A 15,074-nucleotide genomic window follows, 5' to 3' on the forward strand; every position below is an offset into this window, starting at 1 on the left:
ATAACAAGGAAAACAGCATGTCCAAGACCCACCTGTTCGACCTCGACGGCAAGATTGCTTTTGTTTCCGGCGCCAGCCGAGGCATCGGCGAGGCCATCGCCCACTTGCTGGCGCAGCAAGGGGCCCACGTGATCGTTTCCAGTCGCAAGCTCGACGGTTGCCAACAGGTGGCCGACGCCATCATCGCCGCCGGCGGCAAGGCCACGGCAGTGGCCTGCCACATTGGTGAACTGGAGCAGATCCAGCAGGTGTTCGCCGGCATTCGCGAACAGTTCGGGCGCCTGGACGTGCTGGTCAACAACGCCGCCACCAACCCGCAGTTCTGTAACGTGCTGGACACCGACCCAGGAGCGTTCCAGAAGACCGTGGACGTGAACATCCGTGGTTACTTCTTCATGTCGGTGGAGGCCGGCAAGCTGATGCGCGAGAACGGCGGCGGCAGCATCATCAACGTGGCGTCGATCAACGGGGTTTCGCCTGGGCTTTTCCAGGGTATCTATTCGGTGACCAAGGCGGCAGTCATCAACATGACCAAGGTGTTCGCCAAAGAATGCGCGCCGTTCGGCATTCGCTGCAACGCCCTGCTGCCTGGCCTGACCGATACCAAGTTCGCTTCGGCACTGGTGAAGAACGACGCCATCCTCAATGCCGCCTTGCAGCAGATCCCGCTCAAGCGCGTGGCCGACCCCAAGGAAATGGCCGGCGCAGTGCTGTACTTGGCCAGCGATGCCTCCAGCTACACCACCGGTACCGCGCTCAATGTCGACGGTGGCTTCCTGTCCTGATCAAGCCTTTACCGCCACCAGGGTGTAGCTCAGGGGCAGGCGTGCGGGCTGCTCGCGCAGGCGATACTCACCGTCGTCGCCCTTGACCATCTGCCCTGGCAGCGCCTCCCAGGGGATGCTCTGGTGCTCGACCAACGCAGTCAGCTGCAGGCCGTGGGCCAGCAAGGCAGTGATCACCTCACCCAAGCCGTGGTTCCATTCGTGGGTTTCGGTGTGGGCCAGGCGTTGCTCGGTTTCGACGTAGGTCTGGTCGTTGTGCCACACCGTCGGCGCTTCGTGCTCGAAGTACGGGTATTCCAGCTGCAGTCGGTCCTGGTGGTCTTCGTTGACAGCCATCAACATTGGGTGCCCATCGCGCAAGAACAGCCGCCCGCCCGGTTTGAGCAGGGCTGCGACGGTGCGTGCCCATGGCTCGATGCGGGGCAGCCAGCAGAGCGCGCCAATGCCGGTATAGACCAGGTCGAAAGTACCTGCCGGCAGTACCTGGTCGGCGGCATAGACGTCGGATTCGACATAGTCGATGGGCACCGCGCAACGCCCGGCCAATGCCCGCGCCTCGGCCAGCGAAGCCGCGGAGTAATCCAGGCCGCAAACCTTGGCACCAAGGCGCGCCAGCGAGAGCGTGTCGGTGCCGATGTGGCACTGCAAGTGGACAGCGTCGAGCCCCTCGATATCGCCGAGCAATGGCAGGTCGAAGCGCACGGTTTCAGACAGGTGCCCAGGTTGCTGGACCAGGCGTTCGACTTCATAGTCCTTCGACGCGGCGTGCAGCGGGGCACGTTCGTCCCAGCTGACGCGGTTGAGTTGCAGTGAACGGTCCATGGTGTCTTCCTTGAGTGGTAGCGGCTCATGCTAGCCGTCACCTGCACCTCCAGGACACCACTGCCTTGCTAAAAATTGTAAAAGTCGTTCTCGCAGAATCGGTTCAAGCCGTTACAAACAGGTCGCCGCAGCCGCCCGCCGCTGCAATGCCACCCCGTCGTTCTTCTGCGCGTAGTAATCCACCCTCGCCCCACCCGCCTGCGGGTAAACGTCCACGAACGCCTCGGCCTCACGGGTATACACAGTGAACCCACCCTGCTTGCGCGGCTCCAGGTAGCCACTGGCGTCGTCACCGAACACCTTCTCTTCCTGCCAGCTGAACTGGATGCACTGGGCAACCAACTCTGGCGCCTTATGCGAGTCGAGCTGCGCCGTCGGCTTGCCGCCGCGTGCCGTCTCCATGGTCGCAGAAGCACAACCGACCAGCATCAGCGCCGCGGCCATCGGCAGAATCGCACGCATGTTCCATCCTCAAGGTAAAAAAGAAGGCGACTCTAGCACTGCCGGGTAGCGCGCGTGAACGGTTGCGTACAGTCAACTCGCCTCGACCAATGCCGCCATGTGCACCGTGTTGCGCCCAGCGGCCTTGGCCTGGTACAGCGCCGCATCGGCCTGGGCCAGCAAGCTGGCAGTACTGTCCCCTGGGCACGGCACGCCGCACCACAGGCCTACGCTGAAACGCAGTTCGATCTGGTCACCGGCAAAACGCGCCGGGCTGCGCGCAATGGCCTCGCGCAGCCCTTGCAGGGCGGCCATTGCACCGGTGCGGTCGGTGCCGGGCAACAGCAACAGAAACTCTTCGCCGCCGTAACGACCAAGGCTGTCACCCTGGCGCAGGCGCTGCTGCAACTGGCGCACGCAGTGGCATAACACCTCATCGCCAGCCAGATGCCCATACAGGTCATTGATGCGTTTGAAATGGTCAATGTCGATCATCGCCACCGCCAGACTGCCCTGCTGATCGCGTGCACGGTCCAGTTCGACGCCGAAGCGTTCGAGGATCGCCCGGCGATTGTAGGTACCGGTCAGCACATCACGCAGAGCGAGGTGCTGCAGGCGCGATTCGCTACGCTCCTTGGCCAGGAGCACCAAGCCGATCGAGTACATCATCACCGTGGCGGTGCCGATGGCCACAGAAATGCTCTGTTTGAGGTTGCTGGTGTCATAGCGCATTTCCACCGCCGTGCCATTGGCCACCGCCACCACACGCATACCCAGGCCCACCAGGCTGATCAACGCGCCAATCTCCAGCAACAGATGGGCCCTGCCCGGCCGCTCGGCATAACGCCACGCCCAATACAAGATCATCGCGCACTGCAGCATCAGCACCAGGGTCGCCAGCAGCATGCGCGGTTCCAGCGTATCGAGCAGCAGCATCAGCCCCACCAGCATGCAGGCCGGTATGACGAAGATGACACGCCAGGGCACTACCTGCTCACGCACCCGGAACAAGCTGGCCGTGTAGAACGCCAGGGCCAGCGACAGCAGGCTGTTGCCCACGCCATAGCTGAGCCACAAAGGGGCTTGGGCATAGACGGTGTAGCAGACATAAGCCAAGGCATGCACCAGCAGCCCGCAGCCAGTCAGCATCAGGTTGTCGCGGCGGTTGCTGCGCCCGACCAGCAGCAAGCAGAAGGCCAGGATGGTTGCCACCAGGGCAACGGCGGCGAACAACGTGGGGGTGTGGGCGATCATCGTGATTCACCGTGTGGCAGGTTGCCGTCTTGACTGCGGCTTACCCCACAGTTTAGAGGGGCATTGGCCGCTCGGCCATGACCGAACGGGACAGAACAGCAACCCGCAAGCACGCCGCTCATCGCTGTCAGCACAATTTTTTAACCGCCCGGGAAACCAAATGGAGCGATCCCAGTCTCAGGAGGTGTCCCGTAAACCTATGCGGATCAAGGACCTATATCGTGAGCACCCGTCTTGCAAGCCTTTCGCTGGTTGCCGTTGTCCTGCTGACCGCAGGTTGCCACAGCCATCGCTACCACGACGATGACGATGGCTGGCGTGACCGCGACCGTGACCATCGCCACCACCATCGGCATGACCGCGACGATGACGATGATGACAATCGGCAATACCGCGGTGACCGCTACTACCGCTGAAGCGTCTTTTCAGCCCTGACCCGCCGCCCGTTGCGCGGCAACTTATCCTGATGATTCCTTTGAGGTTCGTATCATGCGTCTGACTCTGCCTTCCCTTGCCCTCGGCCTGCTGCTGTGCCAGGGCGCTTTCGCCGGTGACGGTACTGCCGCCATTGGCGGCGGCCTGGGTGGTGTCCTGGGCAACGTTGTTGGTCAACAGCTTGGCGGCAAGACTGGCGCGGCCATTGGCGCCGGCGTTGGCGGCGCGGCCGGCAGTGCTGTCGGTGCACGCAAGGGCAACCGCACCGAAGCTGCCATCGGCGGTGGCCTGGGTTCGGCTGGCGGCTCGCTGCTGGGCGGTGCAGTAGGCGGCAAGACCGGTTCGACCGTAGGTGCCGGCCTGGGTGGCGCCGCCGGTGGTGCCCTTGGCAACCATCTGGGCGACGAAAACCGCGGCAGCAAGAAGCACCACCGCCACCGTCACTGATTACGTGAATGAAGGGCCGCATAGCGGCCCTTTTTGTTGCAGCACATCAACACCTCCTTCACGACACGCTGGCACACTGGCTGCTACTGTCTATCGTGCCTCCGTGTGAAGGAACACCCCCTCCCCATGAACCAAGAGCTACTCTGGGTCCTCGGCCTGCTGGCCATCGTCATTTTCCTCTTCGTCATCAACCGCCCACGCATGGACGTGGTCGCGCTGCTGGTGATTCTTGCCCTGCCGCTGCTTGGCATCCTCACCGTGGAACAGGCCTTGGCCGGTTTCAGCGACCCCAACGTGGTGCTGATCGCTGCCCTGTTCGTGATCGGTGAAGGCCTGGTGCGCACCGGCATTGCCTACCGCATCGGCGAATGGATGAGCGAGCGGGCCGGTAACAGCGAAGCGCGCCTGTTGGTGCTGCTGATGGTGGCCGTGGCCGGGCTCGGGTCGATGATGAGTTCTACCGGTGTGGTAGCCATTTTCATCCCGGTGGTGCTGAGCATCGCCGCGCGCCTGCAGATTTCGCCCAGCCGCCTGATGATGCCACTGGCCTTTGCCGGCCTCATAAGCGGCATGCTCAGCCTGGTCGCCACACCGCCTAACGTGGTGGTACACAGCGAGCTGGTACGCAATGGCCAAGCAGGCTTCAGCTTCTTCAGCTTTACCCCGTTCGGCCTGGTGGTACTGGTGCTGGGCATTGGCTACATGCTGCTGACCCGGCACTGGCTCAACGGCGAGGTACGCAAGGACGGCCGGGTGGAAAGCCGCCGCACCCTGCTGGACCTGGTGCTGGACTACAAGCTCAACGGCCGTGAACGGCGCCTGCGCATCCGCCCCCATTCCCCCCTGATAGGGCACACCCTTGGCGAACTGGAGCTGCGCACCCGGCACGGCGCCAACGTGATTGGTATCGAACGCCAGCACAAGTTCACCACGCGGGTGATCGCTGCCGACTCCAGTACCGTGCTGCATCAGGGCGACGTGCTGCTGCTCGACCTGTTCGCCAACCGCGACGACCTGCGCAGCCTATGCCAGGCCATGCAACTGGAGCCGCTGCACTTCAAGGCTGCCTACTTCATCGACCAGTCCCAAGAGCTTGGCATGGCCGAGGTCTCGCTACCGCCGGGCTCGCAGCTGATCGGCAAGAGCATCCTCGAACTGGCGTTTCGCACCCGCTATGACCTCAACGTGGTCGGCCTGCGCCGCGAGCAGGCGGCCATCGAAGAGCAACTGGTGGAGGAAAAGCTGCGCCTGGGCGACACCTTGCTGGTGGTCGGCCCGTGGAAGGCTGTACGCCAGTTGCAAAGCAAGCCCAAAGACTTCCTGGTACTGAGCCTGCCCGCCGAAATCGACCTGGTCGCCCCCGCCCGCACCCGTGCGCCGCAGGCGTTGCTGAGCCTGGCGGTGATGGTCGGGCTGATGGTCAGCGGCGCGGTGCCCAATGTCATCGCCGCGCTGATCGGCTGCCTGTTGATGGGCGCAGGCCGTTGCATCGACATGAACAGCGCCTACCGGGCTATCCACTGGCAAAGCCTGGTGCTGATCGTCGGCATGCTGCCCTTTGCCCAGGCGCTACAGAAAACCGGCGGTATCGACCTGGCAGTGGGCGGGCTTGTCAGCGTACTGGGCGGTGCCGGCCCCAGCGCCATTCTTGCCTGCCTGTTCGCCGTCACGGCGGTGATCGGGTTGTTTATTTCCAACACCGCCACCGCAGTGCTGATGGCACCGGTGGCCGTCAGCACTGCAGCGCAGCTGGGCATGTCGCCCTACCCATTCGCGATGACCGTGGCATTGGCCGCGTCGGCGGCATTCATGACGCCTATTTCATCGCCGGTCAACACGCTGGTGCTGGGTCCGGGGCAATACCGCTTCGCCGACTTCGTCAAAATCGGCGTGCCGTTCACCATACTGGTAATGCTGGTAACCATCGTGATGGTGCCGTGGTTCTTCGGGCTTTGAGGATAGCGGCAGGGAGTGGCGGCAATTTGCCATTATCTCGACCGATCGCGGCAGATTGACATCAACTACCCTGACGAAACACACTGCGGGTTATTGCCCCAGGTGCTTCAAGGCGTTGTCCTGGATTTCGTTTCCGCTTGCCGGTCGAGTTCATGGTTTTTCCAGCCCAATCGCGCTTGATGCCTTATGTCTTTCTGCTTTGCCTGACCTTTGCCCTTACCCTGGGCGGCATCCTGGCACGCCCGATCGAATCGCTGTCGCTGTTCTGGCCGGTGAATGCGGTACTGGCCGGCGTACTGCTGCGCTACCCCCGCCAAGCCACGTTTACCGGCTTCAGCCTGGTGTGGCTGGCCATGGTCGGCGCCGACTTGCTGTGCGGCAGTGCCTGGGTGCCGGCCCTGTGGTTCAACTTGTGCAATCTTGGCGTGGTGGTCACCCTCTGGCAGTTGCTTTCTCGCTTGCCACGGCTGCATCGGCGCATGCGCACCCCACACGGCGTGCTCAGCGTGTTCGCCGCCTGCGCCGCCGCCGCCATGGTGGCGGCCAGCATGGCAGCGGTAATGGCTGCCCCCTGGTTCGAACAGTCGTTGCGTGCCACCTGGCTCGCCTGGTTCAGCGAACAATTCTCGACCAGCGTGCTGGTGCTGCCGGTAATGCTTACAGCGCCCTCGCTGCGTGCCCTGGTGCGTGGCGGTGCACAGCCCATCCGTCTGGCACCGTTGCTGGTGCTGTTGGCCTCGCTGGCGTTCAGCATCGCGTTTGGTGGGCCTGGGGCCATTGCCTTCCCGATTGCCGCGTTGCTGTGGTGTGCCTGGACCTATTCACCGTTCCTGGTTTCACTACTGACGCTCACGGCCGGGAGCACACTGATCGTAGCGGTGGCACAAAACCTCATGCACTTCAGCGTGCCGCAGAGCGAACCGGGGGTCACCACGCTGATGTCGGCTCGCCTTGGCATCGCCATGCTGGTGCTAGGGCCGCTGGTGGTGGCCTGCGTCAGCCAGGCCAACCGCAGCCTCATGGCCCGCCTGGCGCGCCAGGCCACCATCGATCACCTCACCGGCGTGCTCACCCGCAGCGCTTTCACCCGTCGTGCCAACGCGCTGCTCGACAGCCGCCAGCAGCACGCCCAGGCGCTCCCGCTGACCCTGATGATGCTGGACATCGACCATTTCAAGTCGGTCAACGATGCTCATGGCCATGCGGTCGGTGACCAGGTGCTGCGCCAGTTCGCCGGCACCCTGCAGGATCAGTTGCACAACGACGAACTGTTCGCGCGCCTGGGCGGTGAGGAATTCGCGGTCATCATCCCCGGCCTTGCGCCAGAGCGGGCCAAGTTCACCGCCGAACGCCTGCGCCGCGCCGTGCAGGACCTGCATGTAATGCAGGCCGACCAACGCTTGCAGATTACCGTGAGTATCGGCCTGGCTGGCTGCGATGCCGACATGCCAGCCCCTAGCCTGGACGAACTGCTGGCGAGTGCCGATCAGGCGCTGTACCGGGCCAAGGCCCACGGCCGCAACCGCGTCGAACAGGCCGAAGCACAGCGCCAGGTGGTCTGAACTAGCCGGCCAGCAAGTCCCACGACAGCTTGGCGATCAGCACACACAACAGCAGCAGGAACAGCCCGCGGACAAAGCCGGCACCCTTGCGTACGGCCAGCCAGGTACCGGTCAGCGCACCAAGGATGTTGCACACCGCCATCGGCAAGGCGATGGCATACAGCACGTTGCCCGTCGGTACGAAGAACACCAGCGCCGCCAGGTTGGTGGCAATGTTCACCACCTTGGCCGACGCCGAAGCGTGCAGGAAGTCCAGGGCAAAGAAGCGGATGAACAGGAAGATCAGGAAGCTACCGGTACCCGGGCCGAACAGGCCATCGTAAAAGCCGATCGCACCGCCGATCAGCACCGCCAGGCACTGCTCCTTGCGGCCGATCCGCGCAGGCCTGTGCAGGGTGCCGAAGTCCTTCTTGCAGAAGGTGTAGATGGCCATCAGCACGATCAGCACCAGCACAGCCGGGCGCATCACGCTGGATGGCACCAGCGACACCGTGGCAGCTCCGGCGAACGACATGACAAAGGCGCTGAGTGCCGCCGGCACGATCAACCCCCAGTCCAGCGTCACCTTGCGGATGAACGAACGCGCCGCGAAGGCCGTGCCACATACCGACGCCAGCTTGTTGCTGCCGAGCAATGCCGCCGGTTGCGCGGTGGGCAGCACGTTGAACAACGCAGGGATCTGGATCAGCCCGCCGCCACCCACGGCGGCATCGATCAGCCCAGCGGCGAAGGCGAACACGCAAAGCACAGCAATATCCATCATGACGCGGTTCCAGGCAGTGAAGACGCCTGCAAGGCTAATCAAAGTGGTGCCGTTGTGTTGAAATGCCATATTGCAATAACTGCAACAAGGAGCAGGCAATGGCATTGGACATGTTGCGAGAAATCCAAGCGTTCGTCAGCGTGGCGCACAAACGCAGCTTCGTAGCCGCCGCCCGTGCACTGGGGCGCTCACCCAGTGCAGTTACGCGCGCGGTGCAAACCCTGGAAGACAATGCCGGCAGCAAGCTGCTCAACCGCAACGCCAACGCCGTGACCCTGACCGAAGCCGGCGAGCGCCTGTTGCCACACGCCGAACGCTTGCTGGATGTGCAACGCGATGCTGCCGATGAACTGGCCGCGCTAAGCGGCAGCGCCCAGGGCTGGATCCGCTTTGCCGTGCCACAACTGCTGGGGGAACATGTGCTGCCGCAGGTGCTTGCCGAGTTTTCCCGCTGTCACCCTCAAGTGACCCTGGACGTACAGTGCAGCGACGAAGCCCTCGACCCGCTGCAGGGCAAATTCGATTTCGTGGTGCGCGGTGCCTTCCCGCAATCGAGCGAACTGATCGGTTATCCGCTGTGGCCCTACCAGCGCCATTTGTATGCCAGCCCGGCGTACCTGGCCCTGGCCGGCACACCGCAGCATCCAGAGGACCTGGAGGGGCATACGCTGATCCTGCATACCGCGCCACGTATCCTCAAGGCCTGGCACTTCTGTCGCGACGGCCAGATCACCAGCCTGCGCCCCAGGCCCAGGCTGCGCCTGGGCTCGGGTCATGCGGTGTACCACAGCACCCTGGCCGGCGCCGGTATCGCTCGCCTGGCCGCCTGGGTCGGTGAGGCGCAGGTCAACGTCGGGCGCCTGGTGCGGGTGTGCCCGCATTACCGCCTGACGTCGAGCAGCGGCCAGGACCCACAGATGCATGCCGTGTACCCTGCTGGCGAACTGCCGGCGCGGGTGCGTGACTTGCTGGCAGCCCTGCGCCGTGCAGGCATGGGCTGTTGAAACAGAGCCAAAAACGGCTGTTCAATTTCTGCTCAATTTAACAGAGCCCGCCGTGGGCCTGGCCTGCAGCACTTTATCCACAGACCTACCCACGTTTTTTGTGGACAGATTTCCCCGCACAAAGAAAGACTTATCGCTCAAGCAGCAATGCCGAATTGGCCAGCTTGACCAGCTCGATCCATTCCTGCGTGCTAACTACTCCGGCCTGCTCCAACGCCTCGGCATAGCGCAGAGCCTGGTCATAGCCCTGCTCATCAAGCGCGCCCTCGGCGAGAAAACGGCTACGCCACTCCAGCATGGCTGAAGTGCCTTTCTTGCATTCCATTAATGTATCGACTCCAAGGCAAAAAGACCGCCGAATGAGCGGCGGCGGGAGACTACACGAGCCTTTTGCACTTGAGAATGACTTGCACCTACCGCTGGTCCAGCCGTGCAACAAGAGGGGGAGTGGCCATTTGCCTAAAGATTGGGCCCGCCGTAAGAAGTAGACGGGCCGCGCAGGAGGAAAGCAGTTGAACTCAGCTTGGCGGAATGGTGCCAAGAATACCAATCAGAATGGTCAGTAGCAGAAAACCACCCAGGAACAGCGCCAGCTTGCCCATTGGAACCTCTACAGTTGTGATGCGGGGATGGGCATATTGTCGGGCCTGGGCTGATACGGTTACAGATTCAGGTTTGTGGAAAAAAAGCAGATCAGATGGAAACCCTCTGAAGCTTTTCTGCAGGCAGCCAGCCCAACTCGCCATTACCCTGGCGTCGGCACCAGACCCAGCCATTGAGCGGACGCACCATCTGCACCCGCTGCCCTGGGTCGACATCCAGCTCGTGCGCTGAATAATGGTCCAGCGCCCTACCCTGGCACACGCTGAGCCGCTCGATCAGCTGCGCCGGCACCCAGCCTGGCGCTTGGCCTGCGCAGGTGCACAGGTACCAGTCCTGCCAGCCTGGCTCGCCTTCGTAGCGCGGGCCGATGTCCAGCAAGGTGCCCTTGGCAAAGCGAATAGGCTGGGGGTACTCGCTGCGGTGGGGTTCGATGACTACGTAATGCATGGGCCTCTCCTTGGCCGGAAAACCATCGATCGTAGCAGAGGCGGAACATCCCGCCGCTGCACGGTACTTGTATCGTTATGTGTACAAATTGAGACCTGATACACAAGAACGTTTCCTGCAGGCTACTCGGACATATCGGCGATACAGGCGTCATCTTTACTGGCCCCATCACCTCGCACCGCTGGCTTTGCCAAGGAGACGCCCGATGCCCGCCCATCACTCGACCACCACCCCGCCACGCCGTTCCCGCCATACCCTGCTTGCCTGCGCCCTGTTGCCGCTTGGGCTGATGGCCGTGAACCTCGCCACCGCTGCACCCGCGCAGCCCGAGGCAGCAGTGGTGGCAGACAACTTCGGCCCGCTGAAACACATAAACGCTGGCGTGCTCGACGTGTCCTACGTGGAGCAAGGTCCAGCCGATGGCCCGGTAGTGATCCTGCTGCATGGCTGGCCCTATGACATTCACAGCTTTGAGCAAGTTGCACCTGACCTGGCGGCAAAAGGGTACCGAGTGTTGGTGCCCTACGTGCGCGGCTACGGCCAGACCCGCTTCCTGTCCGCGCAAACGCCACGCAATGCCCAGCCCACGGCGCTGGCCAGCGATGTCATTGCGTTCATGGATGCGCTGCATGTCCGGCGCGCTGTACTCGCCGGCTTCGACTGGGGTGCACGCACCGCCGATATCGTCGCGGCGCTGTGGCCCGAGCGGGTCAAAGCACTGGTGTCAGTCAGTGGCTACCTGATCAGCAGCCAGGAGGCCGCCAAAGCCCCGCTGCCACCCAGCGCCGAGCTGCAGTGGTGGTACCAGTACTACTTCGCGACCCCACGCGGCCAGGCTGGCTATGAACAGAATCGGCATGCGTTCGCCAAACTGATCTGGCAAACCGCCTCGCCCAGCTGGGCCTTCGACGATGCCACCTTCGAGCGCAGCGCCAAGGCCCTGGACAACCCCGACCACGTGGCGATTACCGTGCACAACTATCGTTGGCGGCTGGGGCTGGCCCTGGGCGAAACACGCTATGACCCCCTGGAAGCCAAGCTGGCCAGTTTCCCCAGCATCACGGTACCGACCATTACCTTGGAAGGCGACGCCAACGGCGCCCCGCACCCACCGGCCGAAGCGTATGCGCAGCGCTTTACCGGCAAGTACGAATATCGGCTGATCAGCGGTGGCATCGGCCACAACCTGCCGCAGGAAGCACCACAGGCGTTTGCCAAGGCGGTGGTCGATGCGGACCACATGTAGCCTGCGGACGGCAATTGCTACGTAAGGTTTCAAAGGCACGACAGACTCTGGGCTTGGCCAGGTTGAACGATCTATCCGTCGAAAGGCGATTGAGCCCAGCAAACACTGGACGTTGAGCGTGATTATGAAGACATGAGTTGAAACGCAGGCTGTAGGATCTTTTACCTCGCAGTGTAGGAAGTAATGTAGCAGCGGAATTTGCCTGTATGAAACATCAGTTTCTTCAGCAAATTCGAGCTGCTACGGTCCACTTTTCCTACAACGGCACGGACGCCTACAGCATGAGAAAAGCATGGACCCGTTCAACGCCTCGGCCCTGAAGCTACAAAAAAACTTGCTTAACCTGCGTGCTGAGCGCGATCGCCTGAGAAGTGAGGGCAAGGACAAGGAAGCAGACCTGCTCGCTGGGCCGATCGAGCGGCTGGAGGCTGCGGTTTCACAGTTACCGGCTACATTGAAGCCCGTAACCTTGCAGTGATCGTCACCGCTCCTGCAAAGCATGCCGCAGACGCGCAGCGCGGCCTTGTGTCGCGAAAGGCCGCGCTGCACTGGCAATCGACTTCAGAACAGCTTGACCGTGTAACTGAGGATCAAGCGGTTCTCATCGATATCGGTGCGGTAATTGGAGCGCGCCATCACATTGCGCACGCGTATCCCCAGCCCAGCCAGCGGCCCGCTTTGCACCACATAGGCCAGGTCCAGATCGCGCTCGCGGTCACGCCCCTCGAAGCCCAGCCCGGTGTCCACGTCCCGCCCCTTCACATAGCGCAGGGTCGACGTCAGGCCCGGCATGCCTAAAGCGACAAAATTGTAGTCATGCCTCACCTGCCACGAGCGTTCACCCGGCGCCGAGAACTCATAGGTCGGCAGCGTATTGCCCATCGGGTTGGTGTTGGCACCCACCTGGATGAAACCATCATCGCCGCCGATCTGCTGGTAACCCAGGTAAAAGGTATGCCCACCGGTCTTGGCCGAGAACAGGCTGAACAACGCATGGTTGTCGTAATCGCCGGCAATCTTGCGCCCGTCCTCGCGGGCATCGAAATAGCCGGCATTGACCCCAAGCGTCCAGTCCCCCAGCGGCTCGGCGTGCTTGAAGCTGTAGAAGCGCTGCTGGTAGATATCCTCCAACTGCGCCTGCCACACCCCCACGCTGGTACGGTTGTCGTTGAAGGCATAGTCGGCGCCCACGTAGTTGAAGCGGTCGCTGGTAAAGCGCGCCAACCGCGCCGGGTTGATCGGGTCGTTGACCAGTGCGTACATCTTCTGGCTGTTGGACGAGTCGCGCAGGCTGGTGGAGCGGAACTGGCCAGCATTCAGGGTCAACCCCGCTATCTCGCGCGATTCCAGCATCGCGCCCTGATAGGTCGGCGGCAGCAGGCGCAAGTCGCTGAACAACAGCACAGGCAGGTTGGGCATCAACTCGCCCACCTTCAGCTCGGTCTGCGACACCTTGAACTTGATCGCCGCCCCCAAACGGCTGTATTCGTCCGCCGACTTGCCGCTGTCCAGGCTGGGCAGCAAACCGGACTTGGCATGCGCCGGGCTGCTGTCGAGCTTGAAGCCAAGCAGGCCAGTAACATCCACACCGACGCCAACGGTGCCCTGGGTGTAACCGGAGCTGGCATTGAGGATAAAGCCCTGTGCCCATTCCTGAGTACGCGACTGGGTGCTCGCGCCCTTGATATCGGCATAATCGCGGCTGAAAAAGTAATTGCGCGCTTGCAGTGTGGCGCGGGCACCTTCGATGAAACCGGCCTCTTCTGCCGAAGCCTCGGCACACAACGCTGCGGCAATACAACCGCCGGCAAGACGCGCAGACGAAGAAAAACGCGGTGCAGTGAAACCTTGCATGGGGCTACTCCTGGATTCGGGCAACAGCAACCCGGCGCGGTGGCCTGATAAGGCCACCGACGTGCGGGTTGCATCGAGAGAGGGCGGGCAGGCGGGCACCCGGCCCGCCTGCCCTGCCGTTGCGTGAAGCGCTGGGCCGCTAGCGGTTGACCAGCTTCGCCGGCAAGGCGATGACCAGGAAGCAGCTGAGGATCAGGCAGCCGGCAAACACCCACAGGGCAGCGTGCGAGGTACCGGTGAGGTCGGTGACCACGCCCATCAGTGAGTTGCTCACCAGGCCGGCGATGTTGGCCACCGAGCAGGCCAGGGCAAACCCAGTGGCGGCTGCAGTGCCTTTGAGGAAGGTCGCCGGCAGGCTGAAGAACACCGGCACCGCGCCAATGATCGCTGCCGAGGCAATGGCGAACAACACCACGGTCATCACCAGGTTGTGGCTGAACAAGGTGCTGCTGGCCATGGCGATTGCACCGATGATGAACGGCACGATGATGTGCCAGCGGCGTTCGCGATGGCGGTCGGAGCTGGCCCCGATCATCAGCATGCCGGCCAGTGCAGCCAGGCTCGGAATGGCTGTGAGCAGGCCGATATGGAAGGTGTCGCTGACGCCCGCATCACGGATGAAGGTCGGCATCCAGAAGCCCATGGCATAGGCACTGAGCAGGATCGAAAAGTCGATACCCCCGAGCATCCACACCTTCAGGTTGAAGAAGCCATCGCGGAAGCTGTGCTTGCTGTCCTTGCCCTCGGCATCATCAGCCGCTAGGTCCGCCGCCAATTGTGCCTTGTCGTCAACCGACAGCCACTTGGCCTGCTGGAAATGGTTAGGCAATGCCCAGAACGTGAGGATGCCAAGCAAAACGCTGGGGATCGCCTCCAGCAGGAACAGCCACTGCCAGCCGTGCAAACCGTGAACCTGGTCGAAATGCCCCATGATCCAGCCAGAAATCGGCCCGCCGATCACGCTCGACAAGGGCAGCCCGATCATGAACAGGGCAATGATGCGCCCGCGCCGGTAGGTGGGGTACCACATGGTCAGGTAGAACAGCACGCCGGGCAGGAAGCCGGCCTCGGCCGCACCCAGCAGGAAACGCAGGATATAGAACTGGGTGGTGCTGGTGACGAACATGGTGCAGGCCGACAGCAGGCCCCAGGTGATCATGATGCGGGCGATCCACAGCTTGGCGCCAACGCGCTGCAGGATCAGGTTGCTCGGCACCTCGAAGATGATGTAGCCGACGAAGAACAGCCCGGCACCCAGGCCATAGGCCGCTGTGCTGAACTGCAAGTCTTCGAGCATCTGCAGCTTGGCGAAGCCGACGTTGATGCGGTCCAGATAAGCTGCGAGGTAGCAGAAGCACAGGAAGGGGATGAGCCTCCAGGTGATCTTGCTATACAGCGCTTTCGTGCCATGGTCGATGTCACTGTGGACCGTGGTTGCATTCGCAATTGGCATTT

The 15,074-nt window shown here is 62.5% G+C and carries 16 protein-coding genes; 8 read left to right on the top strand and 8 right to left on the bottom strand.

All coding sequences use genetic code 11. From position 1 onward, the window contains the following. Positions 1–17: 17 nt before the first annotated feature. On the top strand, positions 18–785 hold the full coding sequence (locus APH42_RS03580; protein WP_012273167.1) for an SDR family oxidoreductase: 768 nt from the start codon (positions 18–20) through the stop codon (positions 783–785). Here APH42_RS03580 and APH42_RS03585 read toward each other — a convergent pair whose 3' ends face one another. From APH42_RS03585 to APH42_RS03595, 3 genes are all read right to left on the bottom strand, one after another. Then, positions 786–1,607 (bottom strand): bifunctional 2-polyprenyl-6-hydroxyphenol methylase/3-demethylubiquinol 3-O-methyltransferase UbiG, encoded by an 822-nt coding sequence (locus tag APH42_RS03585; protein WP_012273168.1) that lies wholly within the window; start codon positions 1,605–1,607, stop codon positions 786–788. It lies immediately after the preceding gene. 111 nt (positions 1,608–1,718) lie between these two features. Continuing rightward, the gene (locus APH42_RS03590; protein ID WP_016498900.1) at positions 1,719–2,069 is read right to left on the bottom strand and encodes a hypothetical protein; all 351 of its coding nucleotides are present in this window, start codon (positions 2,067–2,069) and stop codon (positions 1,719–1,721) included. 72 nt (positions 2,070–2,141) lie between these two features. Next, positions 2,142–3,302, bottom strand: a complete 1,161-nt coding sequence (locus APH42_RS03595) for a diguanylate cyclase (RefSeq protein ID WP_012273170.1) — start codon at positions 3,300–3,302, stop codon at positions 2,142–2,144. A gap of 221 nt (positions 3,303–3,523) precedes the next feature. On the opposite strand from APH42_RS03595, the gene APH42_RS03600 reads away from it, so the two are divergent. The 4 genes from APH42_RS03600 (at position 3,524) to APH42_RS03615 (ending at position 7,702) form a co-directional block, all read left to right on the top strand. After that, the gene (locus APH42_RS03600; RefSeq protein WP_041166544.1) at positions 3,524–3,718 is read left to right on the top strand and encodes a hypothetical protein; all 195 of its coding nucleotides are present in this window, start codon (positions 3,524–3,526) and stop codon (positions 3,716–3,718) included. A 73-nt stretch (positions 3,719–3,791) separates the two neighbouring features. Then, on the top strand, positions 3,792–4,184 hold the full coding sequence (locus APH42_RS03605; RefSeq protein ID WP_012273171.1) for a glycine zipper domain-containing protein: 393 nt from the start codon (positions 3,792–3,794) through the stop codon (positions 4,182–4,184). A gap of 126 nt (positions 4,185–4,310) precedes the next feature. Further along, positions 4,311–6,140: an SLC13 family permease gene (locus APH42_RS03610; RefSeq protein WP_012273172.1), complete on the top strand. Its 1,830-nt coding sequence runs from the start codon at positions 4,311–4,313 to the stop codon at positions 6,138–6,140. 137 nt (positions 6,141–6,277) lie between these two features. Continuing rightward, positions 6,278–7,702 carry a GGDEF domain-containing protein gene (locus APH42_RS03615; protein WP_041166545.1) on the top strand — a complete coding sequence of 475 codons (1,425 nt, stop codon included), beginning with the start codon at positions 6,278–6,280 and terminating at the stop codon, positions 7,700–7,702. Between the two features lies 1 nt (position 7,703). On the opposite strand, the gene APH42_RS03620 is transcribed toward APH42_RS03615, so the two are convergent. Next, a complete protein-coding gene (locus APH42_RS03620) occupies positions 7,704–8,465 on the bottom strand; it encodes a TSUP family transporter (protein WP_060492743.1) in 762 nt (253 codons plus the stop codon). Between the two features lie 98 nt (positions 8,466–8,563). Here APH42_RS03620 and APH42_RS03625 point away from each other — a divergent pair, with 98 nt between their 5' ends. After that, complete coding sequence (locus APH42_RS03625) at positions 8,564–9,469, top strand: LysR family transcriptional regulator (RefSeq protein WP_012273175.1); 906 nt, start codon at positions 8,564–8,566, stop codon at positions 9,467–9,469. A 130-nt stretch (positions 9,470–9,599) separates the two neighbouring features. On the opposite strand, the gene APH42_RS03630 is transcribed toward APH42_RS03625, so the two are convergent. Both APH42_RS03630 and APH42_RS03635 read right to left on the bottom strand, forming a co-directional pair. Next, the gene (locus tag APH42_RS03630; RefSeq protein WP_012273176.1) at positions 9,600–9,794 is read right to left on the bottom strand and encodes a hypothetical protein; all 195 of its coding nucleotides are present in this window, start codon (positions 9,792–9,794) and stop codon (positions 9,600–9,602) included. A gap of 368 nt (positions 9,795–10,162) precedes the next feature. Continuing rightward, positions 10,163–10,519: an SH3 domain-containing protein gene (locus tag APH42_RS03635; RefSeq protein WP_012273177.1), complete on the bottom strand. Its 357-nt coding sequence runs from the start codon at positions 10,517–10,519 to the stop codon at positions 10,163–10,165. A gap of 205 nt (positions 10,520–10,724) precedes the next feature. Between APH42_RS03635 and APH42_RS03640 the strand changes: the two genes are divergently transcribed. Both APH42_RS03640 and APH42_RS03645 read left to right on the top strand, forming a co-directional pair. Further along, positions 10,725–11,765: an alpha/beta fold hydrolase gene (locus APH42_RS03640; protein ID WP_060492744.1), complete on the top strand. Its 1,041-nt coding sequence runs from the start codon at positions 10,725–10,727 to the stop codon at positions 11,763–11,765. Positions 11,766–12,057: 292 nt separating this feature from the next. Continuing rightward, on the top strand, positions 12,058–12,243 hold the full coding sequence (locus APH42_RS03645; protein WP_060492745.1) for a hypothetical protein: 186 nt from the start codon (positions 12,058–12,060) through the stop codon (positions 12,241–12,243). 83 nt (positions 12,244–12,326) lie between these two features. Here the strand turns inward: APH42_RS03645 and APH42_RS03650 are convergent, their stop codons facing one another. After that, positions 12,327–13,619 (bottom strand): OprD family porin, encoded by a 1,293-nt coding sequence (locus APH42_RS03650; protein WP_060492746.1) that lies wholly within the window; start codon positions 13,617–13,619, stop codon positions 12,327–12,329. A 139-nt stretch (positions 13,620–13,758) separates the two neighbouring features. Then, positions 13,759–15,072 carry an MFS transporter gene (locus APH42_RS03655; RefSeq protein ID WP_060492747.1) on the bottom strand — a complete coding sequence of 438 codons (1,314 nt, stop codon included), beginning with the start codon at positions 15,070–15,072 and terminating at the stop codon, positions 13,759–13,761. Positions 15,073–15,074: the final 2 nt, after the last annotated feature.

Origin of the sequence: Pseudomonas sp. NBRC 111140 (assembly GCF_001320885.1) — a bacterium.
Taxonomy (GTDB): Bacteria; Pseudomonadota; Gammaproteobacteria; order Pseudomonadales; family Pseudomonadaceae; genus Aquipseudomonas; species Aquipseudomonas putida_P.

What these genes read in the sequence shown, in the direction of transcription:
- APH42_RS03580 (WP_012273167.1), top strand. Translation starts at nt 18, where the DNA reads ATGTCCAAGACCCACCTGTTCGACCTCGACGGCAAGATTGCTTTTGTT.
- APH42_RS03585 (WP_012273168.1), bottom strand. Translation starts at nt 1,607, where the DNA reads ATGGACCGTTCACTGCAACTCAACCGCGTCAGCTGGGACGAACGTGCC.
- APH42_RS03590 (WP_016498900.1), bottom strand. Translation starts at nt 2,069, where the DNA reads ATGCGTGCGATTCTGCCGATGGCCGCGGCGCTGATGCTGGTCGGTTGT.
- APH42_RS03595 (WP_012273170.1), bottom strand. Translation starts at nt 3,302, where the DNA reads ATGATCGCCCACACCCCCACGTTGTTCGCCGCCGTTGCCCTGGTGGCA.
- APH42_RS03605 (WP_012273171.1), top strand. Translation starts at nt 3,792, where the DNA reads ATGCGTCTGACTCTGCCTTCCCTTGCCCTCGGCCTGCTGCTGTGCCAG.
- APH42_RS03610 (WP_012273172.1), top strand. Translation starts at nt 4,311, where the DNA reads ATGAACCAAGAGCTACTCTGGGTCCTCGGCCTGCTGGCCATCGTCATT.
- APH42_RS03620 (WP_060492743.1), bottom strand. Translation starts at nt 8,465, where the DNA reads ATGATGGATATTGCTGTGCTTTGCGTGTTCGCCTTCGCCGCTGGGCTG.
- APH42_RS03625 (WP_012273175.1), top strand. Translation starts at nt 8,564, where the DNA reads ATGGCATTGGACATGTTGCGAGAAATCCAAGCGTTCGTCAGCGTGGCG.
- APH42_RS03630 (WP_012273176.1), bottom strand. Translation starts at nt 9,794, where the DNA reads ATGGAATGCAAGAAAGGCACTTCAGCCATGCTGGAGTGGCGTAGCCGT.
- APH42_RS03635 (WP_012273177.1), bottom strand. Translation starts at nt 10,519, where the DNA reads ATGCATTACGTAGTCATCGAACCCCACCGCAGCGAGTACCCCCAGCCT.
- APH42_RS03640 (WP_060492744.1), top strand. Translation starts at nt 10,725, where the DNA reads ATGCCCGCCCATCACTCGACCACCACCCCGCCACGCCGTTCCCGCCAT.
- APH42_RS03645 (WP_060492745.1), top strand. Translation starts at nt 12,058, where the DNA reads ATGGACCCGTTCAACGCCTCGGCCCTGAAGCTACAAAAAAACTTGCTT.
- APH42_RS03650 (WP_060492746.1), bottom strand. Translation starts at nt 13,619, where the DNA reads ATGCAAGGTTTCACTGCACCGCGTTTTTCTTCGTCTGCGCGTCTTGCC.
- APH42_RS03655 (WP_060492747.1), bottom strand. Translation starts at nt 15,072, where the DNA reads ATGCCAATTGCGAATGCAACCACGGTCCACAGTGACATCGACCATGGC.